The organism is Microbacterium sp. PRC9 (assembly GCF_031844125.1).
Taxonomy (GTDB): Bacteria; Actinomycetota; Actinomycetes; order Actinomycetales; family Microbacteriaceae; genus Microbacterium.
Map to the genome: position 1 here is coordinate 695,788 of NZ_JAUZUR010000002.1, position 23,259 is coordinate 719,046.

Annotated in this window: 25 protein-coding genes; 11 read left to right on the forward strand and 14 right to left on the reverse strand. The window is 71.1% G+C overall.

Going from position 1 to position 23,259, the window contains the following annotated elements; all coding sequences use genetic code 11:
- Positions 1-35 precede the first annotated feature (35 nt).
- The gene (locus Q9R33_RS06790; RefSeq protein ID WP_056367984.1) at positions 36-638 is read right to left on the reverse strand and encodes a 3'-5' exonuclease; all 603 of its coding nucleotides are present in this window, start codon (positions 636-638) and stop codon (positions 36-38) included.
- Between the two features lie 77 nt (positions 639-715).
- Here Q9R33_RS06790 and Q9R33_RS06795 point away from each other — a divergent pair, with 77 nt between their 5' ends.
- Positions 716-1,474: a class I SAM-dependent methyltransferase gene (locus tag Q9R33_RS06795; RefSeq protein WP_311293225.1), complete on the forward strand. Its 759-nt coding sequence runs from the start codon at positions 716-718 to the stop codon at positions 1,472-1,474.
- Between the two features lie 10 nt (positions 1,475-1,484).
- Here the strand turns inward: Q9R33_RS06795 and Q9R33_RS06800 are convergent, their stop codons facing one another.
- Positions 1,485-2,141, reverse strand: coding sequence for a hypothetical protein (locus tag Q9R33_RS06800; protein WP_056367980.1), 657 nt, complete (start codon positions 2,139-2,141; stop codon positions 1,485-1,487).
- A 103-nt stretch (positions 2,142-2,244) separates the two neighbouring features.
- On the opposite strand from Q9R33_RS06800, the gene ychF reads away from it, so the two are divergent.
- Together ychF and Q9R33_RS06810 are read left to right on the forward strand one after the other, a co-directional pair.
- Positions 2,245-3,318: a redox-regulated ATPase YchF gene (gene ychF, locus Q9R33_RS06805; protein ID WP_311293226.1), complete on the forward strand. Its 1,074-nt coding sequence runs from the start codon at positions 2,245-2,247 to the stop codon at positions 3,316-3,318.
- 25 nt (positions 3,319-3,343) lie between these two features.
- Positions 3,344-3,910: an alpha/beta fold hydrolase gene (locus Q9R33_RS06810; RefSeq protein WP_056367977.1), complete on the forward strand. Its 567-nt coding sequence runs from the start codon at positions 3,344-3,346 to the stop codon at positions 3,908-3,910.
- 12 nt (positions 3,911-3,922) lie between these two features.
- On the opposite strand, the gene Q9R33_RS06815 is transcribed toward Q9R33_RS06810, so the two are convergent.
- Together Q9R33_RS06815 and Q9R33_RS06820 are read right to left on the reverse strand one after the other, a co-directional pair.
- Positions 3,923-4,312, reverse strand: a complete 390-nt coding sequence (locus Q9R33_RS06815) for a hypothetical protein (protein ID WP_311293227.1) — start codon at positions 4,310-4,312, stop codon at positions 3,923-3,925.
- A 21-nt stretch (positions 4,313-4,333) separates the two neighbouring features.
- Positions 4,334-5,710 (reverse strand): pyridine nucleotide-disulfide oxidoreductase, encoded by a 1,377-nt coding sequence (locus tag Q9R33_RS06820; protein ID WP_311293228.1) that lies wholly within the window; start codon positions 5,708-5,710, stop codon positions 4,334-4,336.
- A gap of 108 nt (positions 5,711-5,818) precedes the next feature.
- Here Q9R33_RS06820 and Q9R33_RS06825 point away from each other — a divergent pair, with 108 nt between their 5' ends.
- Complete coding sequence (locus Q9R33_RS06825) at positions 5,819-6,523, forward strand: phosphatase PAP2 family protein (RefSeq protein ID WP_311293229.1); 705 nt, start codon at positions 5,819-5,821, stop codon at positions 6,521-6,523.
- Between the two features lie 64 nt (positions 6,524-6,587).
- Complete coding sequence (locus tag Q9R33_RS06830) at positions 6,588-7,388, forward strand: DUF1206 domain-containing protein (protein WP_056367968.1); 801 nt, start codon at positions 6,588-6,590, stop codon at positions 7,386-7,388.
- Between the two features lie 16 nt (positions 7,389-7,404).
- On the opposite strand, the gene Q9R33_RS06835 is transcribed toward Q9R33_RS06830, so the two are convergent.
- Positions 7,405-8,181 carry a patatin-like phospholipase family protein gene (locus Q9R33_RS06835; RefSeq protein ID WP_310246120.1) on the reverse strand — a complete coding sequence of 259 codons (777 nt, stop codon included), beginning with the start codon at positions 8,179-8,181 and terminating at the stop codon, positions 7,405-7,407.
- Positions 8,182-8,336: 155 nt separating this feature from the next.
- Between Q9R33_RS06835 and Q9R33_RS06840 the strand changes: the two genes are divergently transcribed.
- Positions 8,337-9,521 carry an aminotransferase class I/II-fold pyridoxal phosphate-dependent enzyme gene (locus Q9R33_RS06840; protein ID WP_311293230.1) on the forward strand — a complete coding sequence of 395 codons (1,185 nt, stop codon included), beginning with the start codon at positions 8,337-8,339 and terminating at the stop codon, positions 9,519-9,521.
- A 28-nt stretch (positions 9,522-9,549) separates the two neighbouring features.
- Here the strand turns inward: Q9R33_RS06840 and Q9R33_RS06845 are convergent, their stop codons facing one another.
- Complete coding sequence (locus Q9R33_RS06845) at positions 9,550-10,302, reverse strand: EI24 domain-containing protein (protein ID WP_311293231.1); 753 nt, start codon at positions 10,300-10,302, stop codon at positions 9,550-9,552.
- 146 nt (positions 10,303-10,448) lie between these two features.
- On the opposite strand from Q9R33_RS06845, the gene Q9R33_RS06850 reads away from it, so the two are divergent.
- From Q9R33_RS06850 to Q9R33_RS06865, 4 genes are all read left to right on the forward strand, one after another.
- Positions 10,449-10,700, forward strand: a complete 252-nt coding sequence (locus Q9R33_RS06850; RefSeq protein WP_056367963.1) for a hypothetical protein — start codon at positions 10,449-10,451, stop codon at positions 10,698-10,700.
- A 125-nt stretch (positions 10,701-10,825) separates the two neighbouring features.
- A complete protein-coding gene (locus Q9R33_RS06855; protein ID WP_310246128.1) occupies positions 10,826-11,665 on the forward strand; it encodes a DNA-formamidopyrimidine glycosylase family protein in 840 nt (279 codons plus the stop codon).
- Between the two features lie 61 nt (positions 11,666-11,726).
- A complete protein-coding gene (locus Q9R33_RS06860; RefSeq protein ID WP_268776123.1) occupies positions 11,727-11,849 on the forward strand; it encodes a hypothetical protein in 123 nt (40 codons plus the stop codon).
- 33 nt (positions 11,850-11,882) lie between these two features.
- On the forward strand, positions 11,883-12,386 hold the full coding sequence (locus Q9R33_RS06865; protein ID WP_056367959.1) for a hypothetical protein: 504 nt from the start codon (positions 11,883-11,885) through the stop codon (positions 12,384-12,386).
- Here the strand turns inward: Q9R33_RS06865 and Q9R33_RS06870 are convergent.
- From Q9R33_RS06870 to Q9R33_RS06880, 3 genes are all read right to left on the reverse strand, one after another.
- Complete coding sequence (locus Q9R33_RS06870; protein ID WP_311293233.1) at positions 12,373-12,975, reverse strand: carboxymuconolactone decarboxylase family protein; 603 nt, start codon at positions 12,973-12,975, stop codon at positions 12,373-12,375. The two genes, Q9R33_RS06865 and Q9R33_RS06870, sit on opposite strands and share 14 nt — an antisense overlap.
- Before the next feature lie 90 nt (positions 12,976-13,065).
- Positions 13,066-14,592, reverse strand: a complete 1,527-nt coding sequence (locus Q9R33_RS06875; RefSeq protein WP_056367955.1) for a DHA2 family efflux MFS transporter permease subunit — start codon at positions 14,590-14,592, stop codon at positions 13,066-13,068.
- Positions 14,593-14,725: 133 nt separating this feature from the next.
- Positions 14,726-14,935: a hypothetical protein gene (locus Q9R33_RS06880; protein WP_310246135.1), complete on the reverse strand. Its 210-nt coding sequence runs from the start codon at positions 14,933-14,935 to the stop codon at positions 14,726-14,728.
- Between the two features lie 47 nt (positions 14,936-14,982).
- On the opposite strand from Q9R33_RS06880, the gene Q9R33_RS06885 reads away from it, so the two are divergent.
- Positions 14,983-16,995 (forward strand): ABC transporter ATP-binding protein, encoded by a 2,013-nt coding sequence (locus tag Q9R33_RS06885; RefSeq protein WP_056368385.1) that lies wholly within the window; start codon positions 14,983-14,985, stop codon positions 16,993-16,995.
- A gap of 30 nt (positions 16,996-17,025) precedes the next feature.
- Here Q9R33_RS06885 and Q9R33_RS06890 read toward each other — a convergent pair whose 3' ends face one another.
- The 5 genes from Q9R33_RS06890 to nadA all read right to left on the reverse strand — a co-directional run bounded on the left by Q9R33_RS06890 (position 17,026) and on the right by nadA (position 23,247).
- A complete protein-coding gene (locus Q9R33_RS06890) occupies positions 17,026-17,979 on the reverse strand; it encodes a glycosyltransferase family A protein (protein WP_311293234.1) in 954 nt (317 codons plus the stop codon).
- 170 nt (positions 17,980-18,149) lie between these two features.
- The gene (locus Q9R33_RS06895; RefSeq protein WP_311293268.1) at positions 18,150-19,304 is read right to left on the reverse strand and encodes a cysteine desulfurase family protein; all 1,155 of its coding nucleotides are present in this window, start codon (positions 19,302-19,304) and stop codon (positions 18,150-18,152) included.
- A 24-nt stretch (positions 19,305-19,328) separates the two neighbouring features.
- Positions 19,329-20,186, reverse strand: a complete 858-nt coding sequence (gene nadC / locus Q9R33_RS06900; RefSeq protein WP_056367950.1) for a carboxylating nicotinate-nucleotide diphosphorylase — start codon at positions 20,184-20,186, stop codon at positions 19,329-19,331.
- On the reverse strand, positions 20,180-21,898 hold the full coding sequence (nadB, locus tag Q9R33_RS06905) for an L-aspartate oxidase (protein ID WP_311293235.1): 1,719 nt from the start codon (positions 21,896-21,898) through the stop codon (positions 20,180-20,182). Before nadB ends, nadC begins: the two co-directional genes overlap by 7 nt.
- A complete protein-coding gene (gene nadA, locus Q9R33_RS06910; protein ID WP_311293236.1) occupies positions 21,895-23,247 on the reverse strand; it encodes a quinolinate synthase NadA in 1,353 nt (450 codons plus the stop codon). Before nadA ends, nadB begins: the two co-directional genes overlap by 4 nt.
- Positions 23,248-23,259: the final 12 nt, after the last annotated feature.

The following is a 23,259-nucleotide window of genomic DNA, read 5'->3' on the forward strand; positions in this document are numbered from 1 at the left end:
CTCGGACATCGCCTGCGCGGGGGACCGGTTCCGCGTCAGACGACGGCGAACGAGACCGCGGGGGCCTCGGTGACCGCGATCTGCGACACTCGCACGCCGACCGCCTCGGTGAGGGCGTCGATGTCGCCGGCGCCCACCCGCCGCGCCGCGTCGATCATGACGTGCGCGCAGGCCATCGCATCGGCAGTCGCGTTATGGTGCGGGAAGTCGGCGAATCCGGCCTCCGCGGCGACGAACGGCAGCCGGTACGACTCGAGACGGTAGACCCGGCGGGCCACCTGCAGACTGCACGCGTAGCGGTACGGCGGACACTCGTCGCCGGTCGCGTCGCAGGCCCGCTTGAGCACGGCCATGTCGAAGCCTGCGTTGTGGGCGACGAGGATGTCGTCTCCGGTGAAGGCGACGATGTCGGCGAGCTGGCGGCTCCACGGCGCTGCGTCGACGACGTCCTCGGGGCGGATGCCGTGGATGCGGACGTTCAGCTCGAAGAACACGTCGTGCCCGGCCGGTGGGCGGATCAGCCAGCCCGTCCGGTCGACGATCTCGCCGTCGCGCACGCGCACGAGCCCCACCGCACAGGCCGAGGCGTTGCTGGAGTTCGCCGTTTCGAAGTCGATCGCGGTGAAGTCCAGAGGCACATGTCCACACTCACCCCGGCTCGGGTGCGCGGACGGAAGGCGCGCCGAGCGCGCACTGTCGTCATAGGGTCGGAGACATGGCCAGTCGCGAGGAGATGTCGCTGTCGTTCGGAGCCGCGGCGGCCGCGTACGAGTCGGGCCGTCCCGACTATCCGCGCGAAGCCGTGGACTGGATGCTCGCCCCGGTGCGCGAGCCGGGCCGCGCTGTGCGCGTCGCCGACGTCGGGGCGGGCACCGGCAAGCTCACGCGCACGATCGTCGAAGCCGGCGCCGAGGTCGTCGCGATCGACCCGGACGCCGACATGCTCGCCGCTCTCCGCGAGCACGTCCACGGGGTTCCGACCTTCGTGGGGACGGCGGAACGGATGCCGCTTCCCGACGCCTCCGTCGACGCTGTGCTGCTCGGCCAGGCGTGGCACTGGGTCGACCCCGTCGCCGCGTCCGCCGAAGTCGGCCGGGCGCTTCGCAAGGGAGGTGTGCTCGGGCTCGTCTGGAACATCCGCGACGAGTCGGATCCGTGGGTCGCGCGCCTGACGGCGGCGATGCACGGCAGCCACGCGGAAGAGATGCTCGCGGGCGACGGGCCCCGTGTGGCCGAGCCGTTCGACGGACTCGAGCCGCGCTCGTGGACATGGACGCGCTCCCTCACGCGCGCAGCGCTCCTCGATATGGTCGCCTCGCGCAGCTACGTCATCACCGCGTCGGACGCTGACCGGGCGGCGATCCTGGCCTCGGTGAGCGACCTGTTCGACGAGCGCCGGGTCATCGAGGCGACCGGCGCCGAGGTCGTGGACCTGCCGTACGTGACGCACGCGTTCCGCGGCATCCGGTCCTGATCTCGGCAGGTCACGCGCGCACGGAGCCGACGACGTGCCATGGTCCGCTGACCTCGCGGTAGCGCGGTTCGAGGCCGCGCCCGCTCAGCACCGCGATCATGGCGTCGGGCGTGTGCGCGTACGCACGGTAGGGGTTGCCCGTCAGGTGGTACCAGGCGTTGATCGCGCGCGCTGAGAACCGGGCGAACAGCGTGCGCGGCGGGTGGCTGAACACGACGGCGCGCTGGGCTCTTCCGGCGGCGGCGCCGAGCAGACGCTCGTAGTCCGGGTAGCAGCAGACGACGCGATGCAGCACCACGATGTCGGCCGGCTCCACCGCCTCGGGCGTGCTCGCGAGATCGACCCCCAGCATCCGTGTCACCCGATCGCGCAGGCCGGCCTCGTCGAGCAGCCGGGCGGCCTCGGGCTCGTAGGCGGCGGACAGCTCGACGTTGGTCGTGTGGGACGCGCCCCGCTTGAGCGCCTCCAGCTGGATGTCGCCGATCCCCCCGCCGATCTCGAGCAGCGACGCTCCCTCGAGCCCGACGGAGCCCGCGAACTCGAGCACCAGCGCCGCGCTCGGCGACAGGCCGTCGCTGCGGTACTGCCGAGCGAGCCGCCGGGCGAACCGGGCGTTGAACTCCCGGTCGTAGCCCTCGGGCGCCCGCGGCGCGCAGCACTCGTCCACGCGCTCAGTATCGCCGCGTGCGACACGCCCGGCAACGGGTGCCGCCCTCAGAAGGACGGATGCCGCGGGGCGTGGCATCCGTCGCCATCTAGACTGGATGCCCGTGGCTCTCACCATCGGAATCGTCGGTCTCCCGAACGTCGGCAAGTCGACCCTCTTCAACGCCCTGACCAAGAACCAGGTGCTCGCGGCGAACTACCCGTTCGCGACGATCGAGCCGAACATCGGCGTGGTCAACCTGCCCGACCCGCGGCTCGACAAGCTGGCGGAGATCTTCCACTCCGAGCGGATCCTGCCCGCCGCCGTGTCCTTCGTCGACATCGCCGGCATCGTCCGCGGCGCGAGCGAGGGCGAGGGACTCGGCAACAAGTTCCTCGCGAACATCCGCGAGGCCGATGCGATCGCCCAGGTCGTGCGCGGCTTCGACGACGACGACGTCGTGCACGTCGAGGGCGCGGTGAACCCGCAGAGCGACATGGAGACCATCAACGCCGAGCTGCAGCTCGCCGACCTCGAGACGCTCGAGAAGGCGATCACGCGGTACGAGAAGGAGGTCAAGGGCAAGAAGCTCGACCCCTCGGTGCTCGCCGCGGCGATCGAGGCGAAGGATGCCCTCGAGCGCGGCGTGCTGTTGTCGGCCTCGGGCATCGACCCCTCGCCGATCAAGGAGCTGGGCCTGCTGACCGCGAAGCCCTTCATCTTCGTCTTCAACGTCGATGAGGCGGTGCTGACGGATGCTGCGAGGAAGGCCTCGCTCGAGGCTCTGGTCGCGCCGGCCAAGGCGGTGTTCCTCGACGCGAAGATCGAGTCGGAGCTCATCGACCTCGACCCGGAGGACGCGGCGGAGCTGCTCGCCTCGACCGGGCAGGACGAGTCCGGTCTCGATCAGCTGGCGCGCATCGGCTTCGACACGCTCGGGCTGCAGACGTACCTCACGGCCGGCCCGAAGGAGGCCCGTGCCTGGACCATCGGCAAGGGCTGGAAGGCTCCGCAGGCGGCCGGCGTGATCCACACCGACTTCGAGAAGGGCTTCATCAAGGCAGAGGTCATCTCGTTCGACGACCTCGTCGAGACCGGTTCGGTCGTCGAGGCCCGCTCGAAGGGCAAGGCCCGGCTCGAGGGCAAGGACTACGTCATGCAGGACGGCGATGTCGTCGAGTTCCGCTTCAACGTCTGACGATCGCTTCCCGGAAAGGCTTCCCATGACCGACACCACGCAGATCTTCGAGCCCGACGGACGCGCGATCCCCTACATCGTCGAGGGCGACGGGCCCATCGGCCTGGTGCTGATCGCCGAACCTGGACAGGACGCGCTGGGTGTGGTGGGGCACTACCTCGCCGAAGAGGCGGGATTCCACATCATCCGCGTCGGCTACCGCACGAACGTCGACGCGGCGTCGACCGGCGATCAGGCAGACGACGTCATCGCGGTCATCGATGAGCTGGGCCTCGAGCGCACGTGGGTCGGCGGGCACGGCCGCGGCGGCACCGTCGCGCGGGCGCTCGTCGCCGCGCACCCCGAGCGCGTCAACGGACTGCTGCTGCTGGGTGTCGAGGACGAAGACATCGCTCTCGCCCCGGTCATCCCCGTGCTGATCGTGCAGGGCGCGGACGACGAGGTGACCCCCCGCGCCAACGGCGAACGCCTGCAGGCGACGGCGCCCGAGCGTGCGAGCGTCAAGAACCTCGACGGGGCCGGTCACCTCTTCCCGCTCACTCACCCCGTCGAGACGGCGGTCATCGTCGAGGAGTACCTCGACTGGGACTGAGGTCCGGACGCGTCAGCCGATCGGAATCAGGTACGCGACCACGCCCACGACAGCCGCGATGGCGAACGCCAGCAGGCTGATGAACACCGCCTTGCGCTGATCCTTCCGCCGGAACTCGGCGTCCTGGACGCTCTCCTCTCCGCCGAGGTCGCCGAAGTTGTACAGACCCCGGCTGGCGAACCCGACGCAGAAGTGGAACGCGGCCTGCAGGAATCCCTGGGCCGACAGGAACACCGGCAGCGCGACCAGCAGACGCCACGGAGCCGCCCACCCGAGGGCGAACGCGATGCCCAGGAAGACGACGGCGATCGCGAGCCCCCACCACCCCGAGGCCCGGCGCCTGCGGATCTCGGCGGGACCGATGTTGCACACGCCGGGCTGGTAGGCGGCAGTCTGGTTCATGGCGACATTCTGGCGCACCGGCTACGCGATCCCCGCGAATTCCGCCAGGCGCGCCCGCCCTGCGCCGATGTTCTGCTTGAACCGCGCCGCGGCGGCGAGCACGGCCGGGTCATCCGCCTGCTCCGGCGACACGCGCGCGGGGTTCAGCGACGTCGTGTTCGACCACGCCCGCAGATCCGTCTCCTTCGACATCGCGAGCGACGCGTCGCCGCCGATCGTCTGCATCGTCGCCCAGTCTGCGGGGGTGTCGGAGTACGGCGAGGGGCGGCAGACGCGATTCTTCTCGGCGTCGTCGTCGCGGGTCGCCTCGACGTAGCCGGAGAGCGCGGCGCCGTAGCAGGGGAAGCCGACCCGCACCGGCTGCGGAGTGATGGCCTCCGGGGTCCAGATGGGTCGCAGGCCCGGGTACTTCAGCCCTTCGGCCGCGCAGTGCACGACGAGCGAATCGGCGGGAACGTGCACGTCGCCGTCGGCGAACGTCAGGCGTCCATGGCCGGCGGCCTTCAGGTGTCCGCGACGGACGACGTCGTCGATCGTGCGGACGAGGTCGAGCTCCCACGTGGCGAGCGTCGGCGTCTTGGCCATCGTCGGGGTGACGGCGGGATCGAAGCGCAGCATGATCCCGGCATCCTCCATCCGGAAGAAGACGTCGTCGGGATCCGAAGCCGCCGCCGCGGCGGCCATCGTGTCGGCCGCCATGCCGAGGAAGATCGCCGGGTCGGGCTGCACGACGGCACGGTTGAGCAGCCACGGGTCGCGCGGACGGACCCACGTGATCGCGTTCGCGCCGACGCCGTTCTGCAGCAGCCACACGCACGTGTCGGTCGCGGTCTTGCCGGCACCGACGATGACGTAGTGGCCGGGAGCCTCGGCGAGGCGGACGAGGTCGTTGACGGCTACGACGTGGGCGCCGTCCTCGACCGCGAACGGCGGGGGAGTGAGCAGCGGGATGTCGGGGGACAGGTACCGCGCGTCCACCACCCGTGCTCGGGGCGCATGGAAGCGCGAGCCGCTGAGCAGCGACACGAACCGGCGATCACCCAGGTACTCGCTGCGGCCGTGGAAGGCGACCCTGCCCGACCGGACGAGTCGTGCGAGCACGCGGGCGTAGTACTCCGACACCTCCGCGGCGCTCGCGCGCTCGTGAAGTCCTCGCTCCGGACCGTCGTCCTGCAGCCGCCCGCCGCCGAGCAGAGTCGAGGCGACGCCGTAGAAGGCCGACGCCTGGTGCAGCCGCACGAATCCGTACGCATCGAGCCAATGACCGCCGGCCCCGTGCCGGCGGTCGACGATCGCGACCGACACGTCATCGGCGGCCCCGGTGAGGGCGTCCACGAACGCCATCCCCATCGCCCCCGCCCCGACGACCACGTAGTCGACGTCGACGATCGCGTCCATGCGCTCATCAGAGCAGTGCGCGTGCGGCTCGTCAATGGCCCATACGACACCGGGACCGTGCACGGCAAGAGGGCGCGGCGAAGACTGCTCCGCACGCACAATGGGCGCGTGGGCGAGAACGAGGAACCCCAGGCCGGTGGCGCGCCGCTCGCGGCGACATCCGATGAGCCTCTTGCGCATCCCGACCCCCACCGTGCGACCGTCCTGGTGGTCGGCGTGGTGGCCACCGTGCTCTTCGTGATGCTGCGCTTCGCGGTGGCGCTGGGCGGGCACGATCCGCTCGCCGTCGACATCTGGTGGGACGATGCCATGCTCGCGGGCTTGACCGACGTGGGGCTGGTGATCGCCTGGGTGCCCTCCGTCATCGGCGGCGTGGTGGGTGCGCCTGTGGTCGGGATCCTCATCATCGCGATCTTCCTCTGGCGGCGGCGGTGGTGGGATGCCGCGACCCTCGCGGTGGCCATCGTGACCGTGACGGCGATCGGTGCCCCGATGGCCGCGATCATCGCGCGGGTGCGGCCGTCGGATTCGCTCGCCGAGAGCGTGGCCACCTCGTTCCCGTCCGGTCACACCGCTGTGGCGACGACCATCGCCGTGACGCTCGGACTGCTGCTGCGCCGCTGGTACGTCTGGACGCTCGGAGTGATCTGGGTCGCCTGGATGATGTGGAGCCGCACCTACCTGCATGCCCACTGGGCGAGCGACGTGCTTGCGGGGCTGCTGGAGGGCATCGCCGTGGCGTGCCTCGTGTGGAGCGCCGCCCAGGCCTATCGGGTCCGGCGCGCCAGGCGGTCCTCGCCGCCCGGTGGGTGAGCACGATTCCCCGCCCGAGTGCAAGCCCTGTTCCCCGCAGACGCGCCGGAGATACGCTTCGCGAATGACCACTGCGAAAAGTGCGGCGCGGGCCGCCACCGACTCACCCGTCTTCCGGACGATCGCCCGCATCGGCTACGTCGTGCTCGGCATCGTGCACATCGTGATCGGCGCCATCGCCGTATCCGTCGCCACCGGCGGTGCGGGTGAGGCGGACCAGGGCGGTGCCATGGAGAAGATCCGCGACACCCCTGCGGGAGTGCTCCTCCTGTGGGCGATCGTACTGGGGCTCACGGCGCTCGCCGTCTGGCAGGTCGCCGAGGCATTCCTGGAGCGGGATCCCGACGCCAAGAAGAAGTGGGGATACCGCGTCAAGTACATCGGCACCGCGGTCGCCTACCTCGCCATCGCGTTCACCGCGCTCGTCTACGCGCTCGGCGGAAGCTCGGACTCCTCGCAGTCCTCGCAATCCCTGAGCGCGCAGCTGATGGCCAGCTCCGGCGGCCTGTTCGTGCTCATCCTGATCGGGCTCATCGTGCTCGCCATCGGCATCGCTTTCATCGTGCGCGGTTTCACCCGCGCCTTCGAGAAGCGCCTCGACCTCCCCGCCGGGGTTGCGCGAAAGGGCATCGTGACGTTCGGCGTGGTCGGCTATGTCGCGAAGGGCATCGCCGTGGCGGTGACGGGCGCGCTGTTCGCGGTCGCCGCGTTCACACACGATCCCCAAGCGGCGGGTGGACTGGATGGCGCCCTGCACACCTTGGCGGGGCTGCCGCTCGGGCCGGTCATCCTGTGGGTGGTCGCCGCGGGACTGATCATCTACGGCGTCTTCTGCTTCGCCCGCGCCCGCTACGCGCGGATGTAGAGGCGCGGCCGCGCGACTACTCGGCCACGACCGCCGCACCCCACCGGAGTGACGCGTTGCGCTGGGCCGCAGCATCCAACGCGGCCGTCGCCGCGCGGCGCCCCTCCGCGATGAGGCGCGGCACGTCGGTCATCCGCCACTGCGCCATCCCCTCCATCTCGGGCTGGACCAGCACGACCGACGGGTCGGCGACGAGATCCGCGGTGCGGGTGACGGTGCGCATCATGCGCACGTTCTCCCACTTCGCGTGCAGCCGCACCACGATCACACGGGTGGCGCCGAGGGCGCGCGCCGCGGCGACCGGCACGTTGTCGATCATCCCGCCGTCCGCGAGCAGTGCATCGCCGCGGCGGATCGGGGGGAGAAGGCCCGGCACCGCGACAGTCGCGCGGAGGGCGGCGCTCAGCGGTCCCTCGTCGAGGATGATTCCGCGGCGCGTGCGCAGATCGGTGGCGTACGCGGCGAAGCGGCGGGGCAGGTGCTCGATGTGCGGGTCCTCGCCGAGGGCACGGGGGACGGCGTCGACGATCGCGGTGGTGTCGAGCAGACCCCACCGCGGCGTCAGAGACCAGCGTGCGATCGCGCTCCAGCGGAACGCTCGTGCGGCGCGCTCGATGGCGTGCGCCTCCAGACCGGCGGCGTAGGCCGCCGCGACGAGGGCGCCCGAACTCGTTCCGGTCGCGATGCCGGGACGGATGCCTCGCTCGGCGAGGACCTGCAGCACACCGACGTGCGCGGCGCCGAAGGCGCCACCACCTCCGAGTACGAGCCCCAGCTCAGGGTCGTCGATCATCCGTCCTCCACTTGTCGCGCCCGAGCGAAGGTAGCACCGCGCGGTTGGGGAACGCCTGTGACGCGTGCCGATCGCGGAGGCGATTGACGCGCCACGCGTCTGTTGGGATCCTGGGCGGGATCACGGATCGGCACTGGGGGCGAGAGGTGACTGCCATGGCGATGTCGACACGGGCGAAGGCGGCGAAGGCGGCGGTGGATGTCGTCGGCTCCTACTTCTCCCGCATGCAGGTCGTCGCGTCCGACCCGGACGCACTGGTCTTCGCGTTCGGCAACCCGCACGAGATGGCGCTGCCCGGCCTCCCGGCGGCCATTCGCAGGAACGCCGAGCCGCGGACCGTCGACTGGTTCGCGTACAAGAGCAGTGAGCGTTCCGCGCAGGAGGTCGTGGCCGGCGCGCTGTCGGGAGAGCTGGGACTGGACTTCGAACCCGAAGACATCGCCATGACGCAGGGCGCCTTCGGTGCGATCTCGCTCGCGTTCGCTCTGCTGGCCGATGCGGGGGACGAGGTGGTGATCCCGGTGCCCGGCTGGTTCTGCTACGCGCCGATGATGCACGCCGCGGACCTCGTCCCGGTCGGCGTGGACCTCGCCCCCGAGACATTCGACCTCGATGTCGACGCGATCGCGCGCGCGATCACCCCTCGCACGAGGATCGTCGTCGTCAACTCGCCCGCGAACCCCACCGGTCGCGTCTACCCGCCATCGACATGGGAGGCGCTCGCCGCGGTGCTCGAGAAGGCGTCGCGTGCCCAGGGACGCCGCATCTGGCTGCTGTCGGACGAGCCGTACCGCCGCATCCGCTTCGACGGCATCGCGTTCACGAGCCCCGCCGCCTCCTACCCGTGGACGGTGATCGACTACAGCTACGGCAAGGTGCTGCTCGCCCCCGGGGCGCGGCTCGGCTACCTCGCGCTGTCGCCCCTGGTCCCGACGGCGGAGCGGGAAGAGCTGCGCGCCGGGCTGTTCCCGCTGGGACTGGCCATCGGCTGGGGATTCCCCGATGCGGTCATGCAGTACTCGGTGCCCGAACTCGAGGGTCTGTCGCTCGACATGGCCGAGCTGGCACGCAAGCGCGATCGGATGTACGGCGCGCTGACCGACGCCGGCTACGAGGTCACGCGGCCCGAGGGCACCTTCTACCTGTGGGGCCGGGCGCCGGCCGGTGACGCCCAGGCGTTCTGCGATTCCCTCGAGGAGCGGGGCGTGTACGTCATGCCCGGGTCGCTGTTCGAGCAGCCGCAGCACTTCCGGATCTCATTGACGGCGACCATGACGATGATCGACCGCGCGATCCCGCACCTCCTCGAGGTGGCACCGGATCGCGACGGGACTCACTGACTCGGATGCCGCGTCGCCGGGGTTCGGATCACGCCCGGGAGCGCGCCGTCGAAGGGGTGGGGTCGAGCAGCGACCGCGCGAGAACCGTCGCTCCTGCCACGGCTGCCGGCATCGTGGCCACGGCGCCGAGCGGCACCAGGAAGCACAGCTGCGTCGCGACTCCGAAGCCCAGCACGCGCAAGCGTCTGCGGCGCAACAGCTTCTTGCGGTCGCGCCTCGTCAGCCCGCGGGCGGTCAGCGCGCGGGAGCTCAACTCGTCGGCGATCAGCCATCCGGTGAAGAGCACCGCGAAGACGGTGCTCACGACGGCGCCGATCACCGGGACGAAGCCGATCAGCGCGGCGACCAGCGCGATGCCGACGCCGCGCGCGATGAGCGACAGCCCGTCCGCGACCGAGCGCCAGAACCCATAGTCGCCCTCGATCTGGGGGCTTCCGGCGTCTGCCTCGACCGCCCTCCAGATCCGCTCGTAGAACGGCTCGCCCACCAGCAGCGTGAGTGCCGTGAACGTCACGGCCACGAGCACCAGGGCGGCACCGAGGAGCGCAGTGCCGACCGCGATGCGGAAGACGGTCGCCCAGACACCCGGCCAGCCGTCGGCGAACGGTGTCATCGCCTCGGTGAGCGCCGGCAGCGAGGCGCTGAGTGCGATGAGCCCGCCGAGGAACAGCAGGCCGACGATCGCGGCGGGCACGAGGCCGAGCGCCATGAGCCCCGGCCTCTGCCGCCATTGTGCGAAGCCACGGCCCAGCAGACCCACGCCTCCGATGAACTCCCGCATCGGATTCAGCCTAGGTCGCCCCGGGCGCGCTCGTCGCTACGCAGATCGCGTGCTCGCCGTCAACCCCTTTCGCCGCCGCGCCCAGTCCGAGGATCTTTGACTCTGCCGCGCGACGATGCGCGGACAGTCACACAGGGGAGGCCGACATGCTCGACACATCGATTCCCGCCGTTCAGGCCCGTCGCCCGGAATTGCAGTGGGTGGGCTCGGGGGCATGGGTGGCATGCGATCCGTCGCTCGCAGCCACCGACCCGCACCGCGTGGTGGCCTACCTCGAGTGCAAGGACGATCGCGTGTACCTGCTGTGGGTGACAGGCGCTGCGGGAGTCTGCGAATTCGGCTCGATCGGCGAGGCCATCGACCAGATCACCGCGAGACTCGCGCCTCTTCCGCGCTGACAGACCGGCGCGCTCTCCGCGACCATCGTCCACGCCAAGCGGCCGAGAGCCCGTCCCTTCAGGATGCATCCGCGGTAGGCGTGCGCCACGGCCCGGGTGTCGGAGCCCGGTGGCAGGATGGGGCCATGCCTGAGTCGCCGGAGGTCGAGGCTCTCGCGCGGTTCCTCGCTGACGAGGCGTCCGGGCGAGAGGTCCGCGGAGTCGATGTGCTCGAGTTCCGGACGGTCAAGACGCGTGCCACGCCGCCGGCGAGCATCATCGGACGCACGATCACCGGCGCCCGGCGCCACGGCAAGCACGTGGAGCTCTTGCTCGACGAGGCGAGCCTGGTCGTCTCGCTGGGGCGGCACGGATGGATGCGGTGGCTGGATGCCGCACCCGATGACGAACCCGCCCCGCTCTCGGTGGACGCGCCGCCCGCTCTGGCGAACTTCGAGCTGTCGGGCGACCGCGGTCTGGAGGTGACGGATGCCGGCAGCTGGGTGTCGCTCGGACTGTTCGTCGTCGGCGACGCTGCTGACGTTCCCGCGATCGCGAAGCTCGGGCCCGATCCCGCCGACGCGGCCTTCACGCGCGACCAGTTCGACAGCGCGCTGGGCGGTCGGCGCAAGCAGATCAAGGCCATCCTGCAGGAGCAGGAGTCGCTCGCCGGCATCGGCAACGCCTACTCCGACGAGATCCTCCACCTCGCCAGGGTGTCACCCGTGACCCACGCCGCCGCGCTCGACGACGCCGAAGCGGACCGGCTGTTCGACGCGACGCTGACGACCGTGCGCGGTGCGATAGATGCCCGCCTCGGCGTCCCCATCGACCAGCTGAAGGCGCACAAGGTGGCGGCGATGCGCGTGCACGGGCGCACGGGCGAAGCCTGCCCGGTGTGCGGCGACACCATCCGCGATCTCACGTTCTCCGGTACCTCGGCGCAGTACTGCCCGACGTGCCAGAACAAGGGAATGCCGCTCTGAGTCGGCGCCCACCGCGACGCGGGCGGCCGACGTCGCCGTTCCCCTGGGTAGCATGGTCGCTATGACGACTTCGCAGCAGCCCGCCCCGATCACCCTCGCCCCCGTCGCCGACGAGAAGAACCTCCTCACGGTGGTCGAGTCCGCAGGTTCGTGCTGCGGCGGCGGCAGCTGCAGCATCGACTGACCAGCCCGCGGTTCACACCACGACGCCCCGGCGATGACCGACGAACAGCTCCACATCACTCCGCGGGTCGGCCGCATCCTCATGTCGGAGGAGGCGATCTACGGACTGATCCTCGTGTCGGGCATGATCGTCGTCTCGGCCCGGGGGACGGCGTGGGAGGCCCTCGCGACTGTCGCCGTCACGGTGATCGTGTTCTTCGCCGCTCACGTGTTCGCCGGCACCTTGGGCCGCCTGGCCGCCACCGACGGTCATGCCGGACTCCGCGCAAGCCTCCGCGCCTCCGCTCGTCAATCGGGCGGCATGCTCCTCGCGTCCGTTCCGCCGCTGATCATCCTGCTGCTCGGCGCGACGCGCGTCATCGAAGACACCACCGCGCTCTGGGTGGCGCTCATCGTCAACACCGTCATGCTCGGCGCACTGGGCTGGATCGCCGTCGCGCGCTGGAGCACGCACTGGCTTCCCCGCATCCTGAGCGCGCTCATCACCGCCGCTTTCGGCGGAGTGCTCATCCTCTTGAAGGCCGTCATCCACCACTGACGTCGCCGCGTGCGGCCTGCGCCGGCGCGAGCAGGGCGGCGACCAGCGCGGGGCTGAGGCCGGGCACGTCGTCGACGGGCACCGCCACGGCCAGCAGCGCCCGGCTGAAGTAGTTGCGCACGGCGGCGGCGAGCGTGATGTCGACGATCTGCCGATCGGTGAACCCGAGATCGCGGAGGCGCTGTGTGTCAGCGTCGGTCATGGTCGCGGCATCCGTCGAGAGCTTCTCGGCGTACGCGACCACTGCCATGTCCGTCTCGTCGAGGCCGGCGTCTGCGCCCTCGCGCGCAAGCCGGGCGAGCTCGTCCTCATCGAGGAGGCCCGCACGCAGGCTCTTTCGGCCGTGTGCGAGGAGGCAGTGATCCGACCCGATCGCGCGCGCGGCGCCGAGCGTGGCGAGTTCGTAGTTGCGCAGGCCGATCGACGGGACGATGCTCCGGATCAGCGTCTCGAAGGCCGCATGGGCCTCGGGGTTGATCGCCATCGCGCGCGTGTGCCCGAAGACGAACCCGTCGCTGCGGAGATCGCCGTCGTACATCTCTGCGACATGGCCGGTGGCTCCGTCGAGGTCCGGAGTGCTCACGATCATGGTGCTGTCTCCCGTCGGCTTTCGGGCGCATCCAGAATCGCGGATGCCCCACCCCTTGTCGAGGGGTGGGGCATCCGGGTGATACGTCGGTCAGTGACCGGCGGGGGCGCCCATCGGGGCGTCGACCGGCTTGCGGATGAGGAACGCGCCGACCAGGAGCGGCAGCGACAGGAACGCCGCCGTCAAGAACGCGGCATGTGTGCCGGCCGCGCCGGCGGCGAGGGCGTCGGCACCCGACGTCGTCGCGGCCGACGTGGCCGCCGCCATGACGCCGAACATCAGCGCGATGCCCGCGGCGCCCGCGACCTGCTGCACGGTTCCGACGACCGCGGATCCGTAGGAGTAGAACCGCGGCTGGAGCGAGCCGAGCGACGCCGTGAACAGCGGCGTGAACGAGAGCGCGAGGCCGACCGAGAGCACGGTCTGCGCCACGGCGATCAGCCACACCGGCGTCTCGGTGCCGAACGTCGTGTAGAACCACAGCATCGCGGTCGTGATGACGGCGCCCGGAACGAGCAGCACCGTCGTGCCCCAGCGGTCGTAGATGCGACCGATGAACGGACCGGCGAGGCCCATCGCGAGGGCGCCCGGCAGCACCACCAGACCCGTCGTGAGCGGGTCGACGCCCAGCACGTCCTGCAGGTAGAGCGGGACGACGGTGATCGCGCCGAAGAAGGCCATCGACATGATCGCCATCTGGCCGATCGACAGCGAGAAGTTGGCGCTCTGGAACACGCGCAGGTCGAGCAGCGCGTCGTCCTTGCGCTGCAGCACGACCTGACGCCAGCCGAAGAGGCCGAGCGCGACGACGCCGACCGCCAGCGAGACGATCAGCGTCGTGGTCGACGCTGCGCTCGCGGCCGCGGCATCCGCCCCGCTGCCGTGCCCGCCCCCGCCCAGCTGGCTGAGGCCGAAGACGAGACCGCCGAAGCCGAGGGCCGACAGGATGACCGACAGGACGTCGATCGGAGCACGCGTCGTCTCGCCGAGGTTGTGGATCCAGCGCGCGCCGACGACGAGCGCCACGATGGCGATCGGCAGCACGATGCCGAAGATCCAGCGCCACTCGAAGTTGTTGAGGATGGCACCGGCCAGCGTCGGGCCGATCGCCGGGGCGAGCGACATCACGATGCTGACGCGCCCCATCATGCGGCCGCGGATGGCCGCGGGCACGACCGTCATGAGCGTCGTCATGAGCAGCGGCATCATGATCGCGGTGCCGGACGCCTGCACCACGCGGGCGACGAGCAGCATGGGGAAGCCCGGCGACAGGAACGCGATGAGCGTGCCGAGGGAGAACAGCCCCATCGCCGCGACGAACATCGTGCGCGTCGTGAAGCGGCGCAGCAGGAAGCCGGTGATCGGGATGATCACGGCCATCGTCAGCATGAACGCGGTCGTCAGCCACTGCGCGGCGAGCGCCGTGATGCCGAGGTCGGTGATGAGGTGCGGGATCGCGACGCCCATCGTCGTCTCGTTGAGGATTGCGACGAAGGCGGCGCCGAGGAGCAGCCAGATGACACGGCTCTCTTCGGGGCGCAGCGTGGGGAGGGCGCCGGCAGTGCCCGCAGCGGCGGGGATGCTGCCGGTTCCGGGGTTCGTTTCGATGGCGGCCATAGGTCGTCTCCTCGAGGGCTCGGATGGGCAGCGAAATACCACCCGAGGATGGCAAGCCTTCAGGATAACCACGGCTTCCGACATCCCATTCCCGCTTCGGGGAACGGATGTCGGCGAGGAGGCGACCCGAGGGTCAGCTGTCGGAGCGCTCGGGCTCCGCGTCGTCCCACTTCTCTGAGCCGATCGCGTCGGTCGGCTCGGCCTCGGGCTCGCGCTCCCCGAGGTTCTTCGGGAGGGGGTTCACGATCTCCTCGTGCGGGATGGCCTGGAGGGCGTCGATCTCTTCGCGGAGCTCCGCGAGGTCGCTGCCGTCGTGCTCGGGGAGGTCGGGGGTCGAGGTCATGGCACGAGCCTAGCGTCGGCGGCGCTGGTTAGGCTGGCCACGTGAGCATGCGCGGCGGTGGGGGCGGGGGCGGACACCCCGGCTTCCGCCCGGTCGACACCGAGGCCCAGCGGCGCGCGAACGCCGAGGCGCCCCAGATCCCGAACCTCGGGCGGCGGGTGGTCGCCCTCTTCCGTCCATACAAATGGTCGATCGCCATCACCGGTGTGCTCGTCGTCGCGGGCGCCGGCATCGCGGTCATACCCCCGCTGCTCGTGCAGCGGGTGTTCGATGACGCGCTGTTCCCGGTCGACGGGTCGCCCCCCGACCTCTCACTGTTGTGGAAGCTCGTGCTCGCGATGATCGCGCTCTTCCTGCTGTCCGCAGTCGTCGGCGTCGTGCAGACGTGGCTCACCTCCACCGTCGGCAACCGCGTCACCGGCGACCTCCGGGTGAAGCTGTTCGACCACCTGCAGTCGATGGAGCTCGGCTTCTTCACGCGCACCAAGACCGGCGTCATCCAATCGCGCCTCCAGAACGACGTGGGGGGCGTCTCGGGGGTGCTCACGAACACCGTGACGAGCATCCTCGGCAACACCGTCACCGTCGTCGCCTCCCTCGTCGCGATGATCCTCATCGACTGGCGGCTCACGATCATCGCCGTCGTGCTCATGCCGTTCCTCATCCTGGTGCAGCGCCGCGTCGGCCAGGTGCGGGCGCGCATCGCGGGCGAGACGCAGGAGTCGCTGTCGGAGCTGACCGCCATCACACAGGAGACGCTGAGCGTCTCGGGCATCCTGCTGTCGAAGTCGTTCAACCGCCAGCGCACCGAGTCGACGCGCTACGCCGACGAGAACGTCAACCAGGTGCGGCTGCAGGTGCGGCGCGCGATGAGCGGCCAGGGCTTCTTCGCCGTCGTCCAGGTCATCATGGCGAGCGTCCCCGCGATCATCTACCTGGTGTCGGGCTATCTCATCGGCGGCGGCACCGACGCGATCACGGCGGGCACCATCGTCGCGTTCACCACGGTGCAGGCGCGACTGCTCATGCCCCTCATGGGGCTCATGCGCGTCTCGCTCGACCTGCAGACCTCGTCGGCGCTGTTCGCCCGCATCTTCGAGTACCTCGATCTCGTGCCGGCCATCCGCGACGCCCCCGACGCTGTCGACGTCGCCGACGCCCCCGGCCCGCTCGGGCGCATCGAGTTCCGCGAGGTGGAGTTCCGCTATCCGGATGCCGCGCCCGACACCCGCGCGACGCTGCAGGGCGTGTCGTTCACGGCCGAGCCCGGTCAGCACGTCGCGTTCGTCGGGCCTTCCGGCGCGGGCAAGACGACCGTGCTGTACCTGACGCCGCGGCTGTACGAGGCATCCGGCGGCTCCGTCCTGTTCGCCGGTGAGGACGTGCGGCGCCTCACGCAGGAGTCGATCATCGACAACGTGGGCATCGTCTCGCAGGAGACCTACCTGTTCCACGCCACGATCCGCGAGAACCTGCGATACGCGAAGCCGGACGCGACGGATGCCGAGGTCGAGGCGGCGTGCCGAGCCGCGAACATCCATCACGTGATCGAGCGTTTCGAGAAGGGCTACGACACCGTCGTCGGCGAGCGCGGCTATCGACTCTCGGGCGGGGAGAAGCAGCGGATCGCCATCGCGCGGGTGCTCCTGAAGGACCCGCCCGTGCTGCTCCTCGACGAGGCGACGTCGGCCCTTGACACCGTGTCGGAGCGCGTCGTGCAGGAGGCGCTGGATGCGGCGGCGCGAGGCCGCACGACCCTGTCGATCGCGCACCGCCTGTCCACGGTGATCGCGGCCGACGTGATCCACGTCGTCGAGGCCGGGCGCATCGTCGAGTCCGGGACGCACGCCTCGCTGCTCGCGGAGGGCGGGCTCTATGCCGAACTCGCGGCTCAGCAGCTCGCGACGACGAGGATCCTCGAGGCGGAGGACGCCGAGGCGCCCGCCGACCATCCCGAGCGGCGCGCCGACAGCCCGCCCGACGCGCCCGTCTTCACCTCGGAAGAGGTGATGGCCGCCGGTCGCGGCAGCGTCGGTGACCCGGAGTGGCGCGAGGACTGAGCTCCCGCACGGCAGGCGGGGGTGGCGTCGTCACCAGAGCCGCGCGGCGGCCAGCGCCGTCGCGGCCGGCTCGGACAGCGCGACACCGTCCGCGCGCGATCCCAGCTTCCGTGCGAACGCGCCGAGCGCCCGACGGTAGGCGTCGTCGACGTGATCGCGGGCGAGGTCGACGAGGGGCGGCAGGTCCATCGCGAGGATGAGTCGGACACGGGATGCCGCGGCCCGCGGCTGGCCCGCAGCATCCAGCACCGCGATGCCTCCGGCGAGCGCCTCGAGGTAGTCGCGGAGCACGGGGAGCTCGCCCTTGTGCTGAGTGATGGAGGAGCCGTCGGCCCGCTCGCGCCACTCGACGACGACGTCGGGGATGACGTCGAACGCGCGGGCGCGCGTGTACATCTGCTGCGCGACGATCTGGTCCTCGTAGGCCTTGCCCTCGGGGAAGCGCAGACCGGTGCGCCGCCACAGATCGGTCCGGCTCACCTTCGACCACGCGACGATGTTGCCGGATGCCTCGGGGTGCTGGTCGAGGGTGACGCCGACGCGTGCGGGATCCGTCGCCGCAGCGACCCAGGGCTGCACGCTGCCGGCCTCGTACCCGCCGGCGCTGTCGGGGCGCAGGCGCACATAGGCGCCGAGTGCGAAGTCGCTGCCGCTGCCGGCGACCGTGCCGACGAGCCGCTCGAGCGCGGTCGGCGTGAGGCGGTCGTCGGCGTCGAGGAACCCCACGAACGGGGTGCGGACGAGGTCGAGCGCGGAGTTGCGCGCGGCGCCGAGCCCGCTCTGCGCGCGATGGTGGACGACCTGGAACCGGTCGTCGGCCGCGGCGGCGGCGTCGAACAGCGCACCCGTCTCATCGCTCGATGCGTCGTCGACGAGGATCGCGACCCAGTCTTCGCGTGTCTGCGCACGGAGGGAGTCGAGCGCCTCGGCAGCATAGAGAGCCACGTCGTAGCCCGGGACGATGACGGTCACGGCGGGGGTCACGTCCCGATCCTACGGGCGCCCAGGAGGGCCGGGCGCCGCCGGGCGCGGGTATGACACCTGACTGCAGAATCGGATCCGCAGGATCGGATCGCGGCGACGACACACCGCAAGCGGCGCTGCGGTTCACGGCGTGTCGTGTCCGCGTCCGCAGGTGCGGATCCGATTCTGTGTCAGTGCGGCGAACCGCTGACGGCGGCGACGGATGCCTCGACCGCGTCGGCGACGGCATCCAGCGGCGCGTTCAGCCAGCGCGGGAAGGTGAAGCGCACCGCGGTCTGCGCGACCTCCGGGGCGATGCCCATCGCCAGCAGCACGTGGGAGGGCTCGTCGCTGCCCGCCGCGCACGCCGAGCCGCTCGACGACACGACTCCGCGGCGCTCGAGCTCGAGCAGCACGGCCTCGCCGCTCGTCCCGGCGAAGGTGAAGCTCGCCGTGCCCGCCAGCCGGTGCACCGGGTCGCCCGTGAGACGCGCCGACGGGATCCGTTGAAGCACGCGGGCGATGAAGCGATCGCGGATGGCCGACACGCGAGCGGACGCCTCGACCCGTTCGGCTTCGGCGAGCTCCAGCGCGGTCGCGAAACCCACGGCGCCGGCGACATCCTCGGTGCCGCTGCGACGGCCGCGCTCCTGACCGCCGCCGTGCATGAGGGGCTCCAGCGGGATCCTGCCGCGGACGCCCAGCGCGCCCGTGCCCTTCGGCGCGCCGAGCTTGTGTCCGGCGAGCGAGATCGCGTCGTACCCGAGCTCGTCGGCCGACAGCGTGAGCCAGCCCGCCGCCTGGACGCCGTCCAGGTGCAGCGGGACGCGCCGCTCCCGGGCGACGGCGGCCAGGCCCGCGGCATCCTGCACGGTCCCCACCTCGTTGTTGGCGTACCCGATGCTCACCAGCACCGTGTCGTCGCGGAGGCTCTCGGCGACGGCATCCGCCGACACGCGCGCGTGGTCGTCGACGGGCACGCGCGTCGCCGTGACGCCGTGTACGCGCTCGAGATAATCGACCGACTCGAGCACCGACTCGTGCTCGATCGGCGTGGTGACGACGTGCGCGCGACGGTCGTCGCGACGCTGGGCCGCGGCGATCGCGATGCCCTTGATCGCGAGATTGTTCGCCTCCGTGCCGCCGGACGTGAAGACCACGTCACCGGCACGCAGTCCGAGCACCCTCGCCACGCGCGCCCGGGCGTCTGCCAGGGCGTCGGCCGCCGCCTCGCCCACGGTGTGGTGGCTCGACGCGTTGCCGTACCAGCGGGTCAGGTACGGCATCATCGCCTCGAGCACCTCGGGGCGCACCGGCGTGGTCGCGGCGTTGTCGAGGTACAGCATGCTCATCGGATGCTCCGGGTGGGATCAGGCGGCGTCGATGCGCACGTCGAGCCCGAGATCGAGGGCGCGCGCAGAGTGGGTGAGCGCGCCGACCGAGATGACGTCGACGCCGGTCTCGGCGATCGCGCGCACGGTTTCCAGCGACACCCCGCCGGACGCCTCGACCGTCGCCCTGCCCGCGACCTGGGCGACGCCCGTGCGGAGGTCGTCGAGGGAGAAGTTGTCGAGCATGATCGTGCCGATGCCGGCGGCGAGCACGGGTTCGATCTGCTCGAGCCGGTCGACCTCGACCTCGATGTGGGTCGTGTGGGGGAGGAGGTCCTTCGCGGCGAGCAGGGCGGCTGTCGGCGAGACACCCTTCTGCGCGAGGACCGCGAGGTGGTTGTCCTTCGCCATGACCGCGTCCGACAGGGAGTGGCGGTGGTTGCGTCCCCCGCCGTCGCGCACCGCCTTGCGCTCGAACGCGCGGAGCCCCGGCGTCGTCTTGCGCGTGTCGGCGATCCGCGTGCCGGTGTGCGCGACCTCGGCCACATAGGTCCCGGTGAGGGTCGCGATGCCCGACATCCGCTGCACGAAGTTGAGGCCGATCCGCTCGGCCGTGAGCACCCCGCGCGCCGGACCGGTGACGACCGCCAGCACGGCGCCGGGTTCGAACCACTCGCCGTCCTCCACGACGAGCTCGACGTCGATCGACGGGTCGGTGAGCCGGAATGCCGCCTCGAACACCTCGCCACCCGAGAACACGCCGCGTTCGCGCGCGACGAGATCGGCGCGGGCGACCGCGTTCTCGGGGATGAGCGCTTCGCTGGTGAGATCGCCCCACGGCGCGTCCTCTTCGAGGGCGGCGGCGACGGCACGGTCGATCACGGCGCGGCTCAGCATGCGACGGGCTCCTTCGAGAGGTGCGTGGAGGGGGAGTGCGGGTCGGCGTTCGCGCCGCGAACCGCCGCGAGGTGTGCGGGAGCCTCGGCGGGCGTCCCGTCGGAGCGGAAGTGCGCGCCGACCGACTCCCGGCGCGCGAGGGCGGCGGCGACGAGGTGCTCGGCGACGAGCAGCAGGTTCTCGTCCTCGAAGTCGTGCTCGGTGACCGGGGTGCGCTGCTGCGCGCGCCAGGTCGAGATGACGGATGCCGCGTGCCCGAGGCCTCCTTCATCCCGCACGAGTCCGGCATCGTCCCAGAGCAGCTCCTGCAGCGCCGGCCGCGAGAACGCCGGCGCCTCGACGCGCCCGTCCCCGTGTTCCGCAGTCGCGAAGTGCGAGTCGGTCGCCTCCACCACTGCATTTCGTGACTGCGGAGCAGGACGAGTGAGAGGGTCGGACGGCCAGGAATCGGATGCCGCGTCGTCGGCGATGACGTCACCCGCACGTGCGCCGAACACGGCGCCCTCCAGCAGCGAGTTCGACGCCAAGCGGTTCGCGCCGTGCACTCCGGTGCGCGCGACCTCGCCCACGGCGTAGAGGCCGGGCAGGGTGGTGCGGCCGAACAGATCGGTGCGGACGCCGCCCATCAGGTAGTGCGCGGCCGGCGTCACCGGGATCGGCTCGCGCGCCCAGTCGAGACCCCGCTCGCGCACCGCGCGGTCGATGGTGGGGAAACGGCGTGCGAGGAAGGCCGCGCGCTCGTCGGCGTCCTCGGAGTGGATGTGCGTCGCGTCCAGGAACACGGGGCGGCCGCTCTGCGTCTCCATCTGCCGTGCGATCGCGCGCGCGACGACGTCGCGGGGGGCCAGTTCGCCATCGGGGTGCGCGTCGAACGCGAACCGGCGGCCGTGCTCGTCGACGAGGGTAGCGCCCTCGCCGCGCACGGCCTCCGATACCAGGAACGAGTCACGCGCCGCCGGCCCGGCGGCGTCAGCCCTGCCTTCCAGCACCGTCGGGTGGAACTGGAAGAACTCGAGGTCGGCGACCTCCGCGCCGGCACGGATGGCTGCGGCGATCCCGTCTCCGGTGGCCACCTCGGGGTTGGTGGAGTGCGCGTACAGCTCGCCGGCGCCGCCCGTGGCGAGCACGACCGCGTCGGCCTCGATGGTCTCGCGGCGGCCGGAGGCAGCATCCGTCTCTCCGACGATGAGCTCGACGCCGCTGACGCGACCGTCCGTCACGACGAGGTCGACGAGGAATGCGTGCTCGACCACCGCGACGTCGCTGGCGCGGAGCCGTGCGACGAGCGCCTTCTCGATGGCCGTGCCGGTGGCGTCGCCGCCGGCGTGGAGGATGCGCGGGTAGGAGTGCGCGGCCTCGAGCCCCTTCACGAAACCGCCGCTGTCGTCGCGGTCGAACGCGACGCCGAGCGCGATGAGCTCACGGATCCGCGCGGGGCCCTCGTCGACGAGCACGCGCACCGCGGCCGGATCGCTGAGACCGGCGCCCGCGACCAGCGTGTCGCGCACGTGGTCGTCGGCGCGGTCGTCGTCGAACATCACACCCGCGATCCCGCCCTGCGCGAAGCGGGTGTTGGCGTGCTCGAGCACGTCCTTCGTCACGAGCGTGACGCGGCAGCCGTGCTCGACGGCGTGCAGGGCGGTGAGGAGGCCCGCGATGCCCGAGCCGACCACGATGGCGCTGGGCGCGCCTTCGGTTCCGTGCGCCGTCATGAGGCGTTCTCCCACGCGGCCGCGGGTGCTGCCGGGGGCTTGGCCGCCAGCATCCGCTCCAGCGCCACCCGTGCCGGATCCGCGACGGAAGCCGGCACAGTGATGCGGTTGCGCACCTCACCCGCGACGAGCCCCTCGAGCACCCACGCGAGGTAGCCGGGGTGGATGCGGTACATCGTCGAGCAGGGGCACACGACCGGGTCGAGACAGAAGATCGTGTGCTGCGGGTAGTCGGCGGCCAGGCGCTGCACGAGGTTGACCTCGGTGCCGATCGCGAACGTCGTCGGCTCGGTCGCGGCCTCGATCGCCTTGCGGATGTAATCCGTCGAGCCGGCCTCGTCGGCGGCGTCCACGACCTCCATCGGGCACTCGGGGTGGACGATGACGCGCACACCGGGGTGCTCGGCGCGGGCCTTGTCGATCTGGTCGACCGAGAAGCGGCGGTGCACCGAGCAGAAGCCGTGCCAGAGGATGACGCGGGCATCGGCGAGCTGGTCTGCGGATGCTCCGCCCAGGGGCTTGCGCGGATTCCACATCGGCATCTGCTCGAGCGGCACGCCCATCGCCTTGGCGGTGTTGCGGCCGAGGTGCTGGTCGGGGAAGAACAGCACGCGGCGCCCCCGCTGGAACGCCCACTCGAGCACCGTCCGCGCGTTCGACGACGTGCACACGATGCCGCCGTGGCGTCCGACGAAGCCCTTGATGGCGGCCGAGGAGTTCATATACGTCACGGGGATGACGGGCACAAGGCCGTCGGCATCCGTCGCGTCCATGTCGCCGTAGACCTCGGCGAGCTGCTCCCAGCACTCCTCGACCTGATCGATGTCGGCCATGTCGGCCATCGAGCAGCCGGCGGCGAGATTCGGGAGGATCACGGCCTGCTCGGGACGCGACAGCAGATCGGCGGTCTCGGCCATGAAGTGGACGCCGCAGAACACGATGGCCTCGGCGTCGGGGTGCTCCAGCGCCGCGTTCGCGAGCTGGAACGAGTCGCCCACGTAGTCGGCGTGGACCACGACCTCTTCGCGCTGGTAGAAGTGCCCGAGCACGACGGCGCGATCGCCGAGAGTCGCCTTCGCGGCGCGGATGCGCTCGTCGAGCTCGGCCTCGGACGCCTCGCGGTACTCGCGGGGAAGCTCGCCCTGGCGCGGCGACCCGGTGGGGATGACGTCGCCCATCGACGAGCCGGGGCCGTAGCCGGGGCGCGCGTCGAAGTCCCAGGGCCCGGCGGCGAGATCGGTGTTGCAGGTCTCGCCGACGACGGCGCCCGCGACGATCGCCTGGATGGCGTGGTCGACCGAGGCATCCAGTTCGGGGCGGGGCTGGAGGGTGATGTTCACGGCAGGCATGTCGGGTGCTCC

Coding starts and splice junctions, on each gene's coding strand:
- Q9R33_RS06870 (WP_311293233.1), bottom strand. CDS start 12,975: ATGATCGTGAGCACTCCGGACCTCGACGGAGCCACCGGCCATGTCGCA.
- Q9R33_RS06815 (WP_311293227.1), bottom strand. CDS start 4,312: ATGAACCAGACTGCCGCCTACCAGCCCGGCGTGTGCAACATCGGTCCC.
- Q9R33_RS06820 (WP_311293228.1), bottom strand. CDS start 5,710: ATGGACGCGATCGTCGACGTCGACTACGTGGTCGTCGGGGCGGGGGCG.
- nadA (WP_311293236.1), bottom strand. CDS start 23,247: ATGCCTGCCGTGAACATCACCCTCCAGCCCCGCCCCGAACTGGATGCC.
- nadC (WP_056367950.1), bottom strand. CDS start 20,186: ATGCTGAGCCGCGCCGTGATCGACCGTGCCGTCGCCGCCGCCCTCGAA.
- Q9R33_RS06875 (WP_056367955.1), bottom strand. CDS start 14,592: ATGGCCGCCATCGAAACGAACCCCGGAACCGGCAGCATCCCCGCCGCT.
- Q9R33_RS06880 (WP_310246135.1), bottom strand. CDS start 14,935: ATGACCTCGACCCCCGACCTCCCCGAGCACGACGGCAGCGACCTCGCG.
- Q9R33_RS06885 (WP_056368385.1), top strand. CDS start 14,983: ATGCGCGGCGGTGGGGGCGGGGGCGGACACCCCGGCTTCCGCCCGGTC.
- Q9R33_RS06845 (WP_311293231.1), bottom strand. CDS start 10,302: ATGCGGGAGTTCATCGGAGGCGTGGGTCTGCTGGGCCGTGGCTTCGCA.
- Q9R33_RS06840 (WP_311293230.1), top strand. CDS start 8,337: ATGGCGATGTCGACACGGGCGAAGGCGGCGAAGGCGGCGGTGGATGTC.
- nadB (WP_311293235.1), bottom strand. CDS start 21,898: ATGACGGCGCACGGAACCGAAGGCGCGCCCAGCGCCATCGTGGTCGGC.
- Q9R33_RS06895 (WP_311293268.1), bottom strand. CDS start 19,304: ATGCTGTACCTCGACAACGCCGCGACCACGCCGGTGCGCCCCGAGGTG.
- Q9R33_RS06865 (WP_056367959.1), top strand. CDS start 11,883: ATGACCGACGAACAGCTCCACATCACTCCGCGGGTCGGCCGCATCCTC.
- Q9R33_RS06835 (WP_310246120.1), bottom strand. CDS start 8,181: ATGATCGACGACCCTGAGCTGGGGCTCGTACTCGGAGGTGGTGGCGCC.
- Q9R33_RS06795 (WP_311293225.1), top strand. CDS start 716: ATGGCCAGTCGCGAGGAGATGTCGCTGTCGTTCGGAGCCGCGGCGGCC.
- Q9R33_RS06855 (WP_310246128.1), top strand. CDS start 10,826: ATGCCTGAGTCGCCGGAGGTCGAGGCTCTCGCGCGGTTCCTCGCTGAC.
- Q9R33_RS06830 (WP_056367968.1), top strand. CDS start 6,588: ATGACCACTGCGAAAAGTGCGGCGCGGGCCGCCACCGACTCACCCGTC.
- Q9R33_RS06860 (WP_268776123.1), top strand. CDS start 11,727: ATGACGACTTCGCAGCAGCCCGCCCCGATCACCCTCGCCCCCGTCGCC.
- Q9R33_RS06810 (WP_056367977.1), top strand. CDS start 3,344: ATGACCGACACCACGCAGATCTTCGAGCCCGACGGACGCGCGATCCCC.
- Q9R33_RS06850 (WP_056367963.1), top strand. CDS start 10,449: ATGCTCGACACATCGATTCCCGCCGTTCAGGCCCGTCGCCCGGAATTG.